The sequence below is a fragment of the Halogeometricum sp. CBA1124 genome (assembly GCF_009741955.1).
Taxonomy (GTDB): domain Archaea; phylum Halobacteriota; class Halobacteria; order Halobacteriales; family Haloferacaceae; genus Halogeometricum; species Halogeometricum rufum.
In genome coordinates, this window is sequence record NZ_WPCD01000248.1 from 1 (window position 1) to 4646 (window position 4646).

Below are 4646 nucleotides of genomic sequence, written 5' to 3' on the forward strand. Positions count from 1 at the left end.
GACGTGCTCGAACGGGTCGACGCCGACTACTTCGAGACGCGGCAGGACTTCGTCGAAGCGGTACAGTCCGTCGTCGGCACCGGCCCCGTCGAGACGAAGTAGCCGCGCCGCCGAGCATTCTCGTGTCCGGGTACTCCCGCCTCCGCGATACCATCAGTCGCCTCTCGTGGCTCCAGAAGTCGCTACTGTGGGGGCTGTTTCTGAGCATTCTGTGGGGGGCGTGGACCGTCCCGACGAGCGACCTGACCTACCGCGCGTTCCGCGACGCCGTCGTCTTCCTCGTACTCCCGATGGCGCTGGCCGTCACGCACGGCCGCAACCTCGGGTGGCGGGTGAACCGGCGAGCGATACGGAACACCATCGTCGTCTCGGCCATCGTCCTCCCGTTCTACGTCGTCGGGTCGTCGCTGCCGAGCATCCGCGCGTACTACCCGATGTGGCAGACGAGTCCGGCGCTCGCGGCGTTCCTGCCGCACGCCCTCCAGCAGTTGGTCGTCGTCGTGGCCGCGGAGACGTACTACCGCGGCCTCCTCTGCGTCGCGTCGGCGAGGAGTTCGGCTTCAAGAGCGTCTTCATCAGTCCCGTCATCTACGCTTTCCATCACGTCGCAAGCCGCCGATAGAACTGGTGCTGTCTGCGCCGACGGACGTGCTGTTCGGCGCCGTCGACTACGACAGCGACTCCATCCTCCCGTCCATCGTCGCGCACGGACTGGGGCTGGGACTGCTGGACTGGTTGGTCCTGCACGACCCACTCATCCCCACGGAGACGGTGCTCGGGTGGCTTCGCTGGCTCCCGATTCCGCTCTGAGCGACGAGCCGGTCGTGTGCGCTCCGGACACTCCCATACCTTTTCCAGCGTCCGCGTCGTAGCGTCGAGCGATGACGCTTCCCATCGACCCGTCAGCCGTCAGTTCGTCCGACATCGGCGAAGAACGCGCGACCCTCCACATGGACCACGAGGAGGCCGTCGAACACGTCCGCGAGGCGTTCACCGACGCCGGGTTCGGCGTCGCCACCGAGTTCTCCGCCTCGGACATGCTCAACGAGAAAGTCGACGCCGGCCGCGACCCCTACTACGTGCTGGGGGCGTGCAACCCCAACATGGCCGACAGAGCGCTCGACGCCTCCGAGAAGAAGATGGGCGGCCTGTTCCCCTGCAACGTCGTCGTCTGGCAGGAGGAACCCGGCGTTCAGACCGTCTACCACGTGAGTATCATGCGCATCGCCCGCCTCGTCGGGATGGCGCCCGACGACGAGACGATGGCCGACATCGTCGCCGACACGGGCGAACTCGTCGACGAGGCGTTCTCGAACCTCGACGCCGCCGAGTAACGACCGACGCTTACTCTTCTTCCGTCTCCGCTCTGCGACCGATTCTGGTGACGACGACGTCGTACTCGGTGTCGGCGTCTTGGATGGAACACTCCCATCCCCCCTCGACGTCGACGCCGTTCCGATGCGCTTCTCGGACGATTCGTTCGAGGGTGATACCGAACCGTTCGCTCGTCCGTATCGAGTCGTCCGAAGAGGGCGGAGAGGTCATGGTAGTGCTGTGAAACGACATCCGGTGACCGGCGCGGAGTCTCGGACTGTCCGAAGACTCCCTGAACAGAATCGACAGGCGGGTCAGGAACGTGTCTCACAGGATGAACTATGCACGGTTAACACTATTGTAGACTTTCCAACTGTAACTTGGCATACCATGCATCTCTCCTGTCGGAGCGAGAGAACGACGGTTTATGCTACTCGAACGGCTACTACATGGTGTACCAAGCCACCAAATGATACGGCCGGGTCGGGTATCACAACTGTCGAGTTATCATGAGCGTTATCGCAGACCTTCGTATCCCCTCCTCTCAGTTCGCGCTAGGTCGGATTCTCTCGATGCGGTCGGAGACGAGTATCGAACTCGAAACGCTGGTCCCCATCGGTGAGAAGGCGGTTCCGTTCTTCTGGGTGTACGACGCCGACAAGGACCGATTTCTCGACTCGGTGCGCTCGCACGACGCCGTCGAGAGCATCACCGAAGTGGACGAACACGAGGGAAAGATTCTGTTCGGCCTCGACTGGCACAGCGCCGACGACGTCGTCTTTCGGAGCATCCACGAGAACGCCGGCCACATCCTCGAAGCGACGGGCACTACGGACACGTGGGAGTTCGAGTGCCGGTTCGAGAAGTACGAGGACTTGAACGACTTCAAGCAGTCGTGCCGCGACGCGCGAATCGACGTCGACGTACACCGTATCTACAACCCGACGAAGCCCGACGCTGGCCCGTGGTACGGCCTCACGATTCGACAGCGAGAGACGCTCTTCTTGGCCGTCGAGGAGGGGTACTACGACATTCCGCGTCGAATCACCACGGTCGAACTCGCCGACAGACTGGGCGTCTCCGACCAGGCGGTGACCGAACGCCTGCGGCGGGCCATCGTCACCCTGGTGACGAACGCACTGCTGGAAGTGGAGTCGAAGTAAAACACGGCGCTCGGGGGCGCGTCGTCACGCGAAGACGGCGTCGATGATTCGACCGACGGTCGCGGCCGAATCGTTCAGTCGAAGCATCTCCCCGGTCGTCGAGTACTGAACGAGGTCGGCGTCGACCAGTTTCGGAAGATGGACGTGGTGGAACGACGAGCGTATCTGCCTGTGCTGTTCGTCGCTGATATCGTCGCGTGGAACCTCTAACTCCCTGACCGCTACTTCCGTGACGAGTTCGGACAGTGTCATCGGCCTATCGAACTCCTTCAGAACGACGAGAGTGGTGAGTCGGCGTCGTTGTGAAAGGATGCCGAACTCCTGAGAGAGGTCGTCCATCTCGATTCGAGGGACGCCCTCCGCGCACATATTCTCACGCCATGGTGCACCATGATGTTGACGTGGCACCACAATTGCAACCAGTCACAGTCGTTCCGCGATTCGTTCGAGCGACTCCGCCATCCGGTTCGTGTCCTGTCGAATCTTGTAGATGTAGTAGACCACCACGAGGACGGCGACGACGGGGATGAGTCCGAACAGGCCGTACACGAGGAACAGAATCAGTATCTCGACACCGCCGGGCACGCCGAACTGGAGGACGAACGGGACCATACGGGAGGGGACGACGGGCGGCGGGAAAACTGTTGGTGGTCCGAAACGTCACGAGAAGTCGCCGAGGTTCGTCTGCAGACCCGAGGCCATCGTGGACTTCCGGCGCAAGTCGCCGAGAGAAACCGGGAGGTACTCCGTCACCTGCCGGACGGCGGCGGCGAACGTCTCCGCCTCGGCGCGTTCGCCGTCGAAGGCGTCTCTGATCGACTCGCGAACCTGCCAGACGCCGACCGGCCCCCAGTAGTCGTCGGAGACGTGGCGGAGGACGAGTACCTTCGCCTGTCGCCCCCGCCCGTCGAGATGCTCCAACACGCCGAGTCGGGAGGCGTGGTACGCGCCTGCCGTCTCCTCGACGTAGCCCGTCCGCCCCTCGAACCCCTCGCCGTCGGCGGCCAGATACATCCCCGCCGCCGGGTCGGGGTTCCAGACGCTGCCCGGCGCCTTCATCTCGACCAACTCGAACTCCCAGTCGCCGGGCGCGAGAATCACCCAGAAGGCGTTGCCGAGGAACTCGTTGCGGTGAATCTCGACGGCGTCGACGCTCGGGTTCGTCCGGATGCGTCCCCGGAGGAACTGCCCCACCGTGTCGTCCACGGCGGTGATGGACCACCGCGTGGGGACGAGACGGCGGTTCTCGCCGCGTCCGAGTGCGCCGGCCGAGAGGATGGTGTTGATGTCGTACACGTCGAACCCGCGCCGGTACAGGTAGTTCATCGCGCCCTGCGCGTTCCAGTCGTCGTCCTCCAGCGTCTTCTGGACGGGCCGGGGGACGTGCGGGTTCTCCGCCAGGTCCGCCGACTGGGCGCGCGCGCGGGCCGACGGGCGTGCCCACGTCGTCGGGACTCACGTCGAAGTCCACGTCCGGGCGGCCGTCCAGCCCGATTTCGACGCTCACCGGCCGGTCGGCGATGGCGACTTCGCGCTGGACGCCGAGGAAGCCGTCCCACGCGTCGTCGACGTTCTGCACCTCAGTCGGTCGGTTGGAGTTCAGGAGACTCGTCCGACGCTGAAACACGTCGCCGATGGAGACGCCCTCCTCGTACCACCCGGCGGACGTCTCGAACTTCGCGGCGTCCTCCTCGCGGCCGACGGGCGAGAGGATGCCCGTCGAGACGTTCGGGTAGTTCGACCGGCCGACGAAGATGGACGGGGAGACGCTCCCGAACAGCGAGTCGCCCTGTACCGTCTCCTCGAACCGGTTCTGGAACGTCTCCAGGTGGTCGAGGACGTCGTAGGACTTCTCCTGGGCGAGGCGGCGACGCTTCGCGCGGTCGGACTCCGCCGCGATGTCCATGTACTCGTCGAGGCGCATCTACTCGTCGGAGGTAGCGACGGGAGTCGCTTGAACCTGTCGCGGACGCGCCGAACGACGGCGACGCGACCGTTCGGCGTCGGTGCGCGTCGGAGACCGGCCAGAGAGAAAACGGGGCAACGGAGAGACGCGGAGAACGGAGAGGCGCGGAGAACGGAGAGACGCGGAGAACGCGAGCGGTGTTCGAACGGCGTCGGTCAGCCGTGGATGCCCATCGCTTCGATCTGTTCCTGATACCGGTTTCG

6 protein-coding genes and 2 pseudogenes are annotated in these 4646 nt (G+C 64.4%); 4 read left to right on the top strand and 4 right to left on the bottom strand.

Going from position 1 to position 4646, the window contains the following annotated elements; all coding sequences use genetic code 11:
• Nucleotides 1–3 precede the first annotated feature (3 nt).
• From GJ632_RS24335 to GJ632_RS19520, 3 genes and pseudogenes are all read left to right on the top strand, one after another.
• The gene (locus tag GJ632_RS24335; RefSeq protein WP_343161274.1) at nucleotides 4–102 is read left to right on the top strand and encodes a DUF5789 family protein; all 99 of its coding nucleotides are present in this window, start codon (nucleotides 4–6) and stop codon (nucleotides 100–102) included.
• 20 nt (nucleotides 103–122) lie between these two features.
• Nucleotides 123–810, top strand: a pseudogene (locus tag GJ632_RS19515) (type II CAAX prenyl endopeptidase Rce1 family protein).
• 71 nt (nucleotides 811–881) lie between these two features.
• The gene (locus GJ632_RS19520) at nucleotides 882–1334 is read left to right on the top strand and encodes a DUF302 domain-containing protein (RefSeq protein ID WP_191453809.1); all 453 of its coding nucleotides are present in this window, start codon (nucleotides 882–884) and stop codon (nucleotides 1332–1334) included.
• A gap of 10 nt (nucleotides 1335–1344) precedes the next feature.
• Here the strand turns inward: GJ632_RS19520 and GJ632_RS19525 are convergent, their stop codons facing one another.
• Nucleotides 1345–1545: a hypothetical protein gene (locus GJ632_RS19525; RefSeq protein ID WP_191453810.1), complete on the bottom strand. Its 201-nt coding sequence runs from the start codon at nucleotides 1543–1545 to the stop codon at nucleotides 1345–1347.
• Between the two features lie 278 nt (nucleotides 1546–1823).
• Between GJ632_RS19525 and GJ632_RS19530 the strand changes: the two genes are divergently transcribed.
• Nucleotides 1824–2477, top strand: a complete 654-nt coding sequence (locus tag GJ632_RS19530) for a helix-turn-helix domain-containing protein (protein ID WP_191453811.1) — start codon at nucleotides 1824–1826, stop codon at nucleotides 2475–2477.
• Between the two features lie 24 nt (nucleotides 2478–2501).
• Here the strand turns inward: GJ632_RS19530 and GJ632_RS19535 are convergent, their stop codons facing one another.
• The 3 genes and pseudogenes from GJ632_RS19535 to nreA form a co-directional block, all read right to left on the bottom strand.
• Nucleotides 2502–2816 carry a permease gene (locus GJ632_RS19535; RefSeq protein ID WP_191453812.1) on the bottom strand — a complete coding sequence of 105 codons (315 nt, stop codon included), beginning with the start codon at nucleotides 2814–2816 and terminating at the stop codon, nucleotides 2502–2504.
• 84 nt (nucleotides 2817–2900) lie between these two features.
• Complete coding sequence (locus GJ632_RS19540) at nucleotides 2901–3089, bottom strand: hypothetical protein (protein WP_191453813.1); 189 nt, start codon at nucleotides 3087–3089, stop codon at nucleotides 2901–2903.
• 48 nt (nucleotides 3090–3137) lie between these two features.
• Nucleotides 3138–4401, bottom strand: a pseudogene (gene nreA, locus GJ632_RS19545) (DNA repair protein NreA).
• Nucleotides 4402–4646 lie beyond the last annotated feature (245 nt).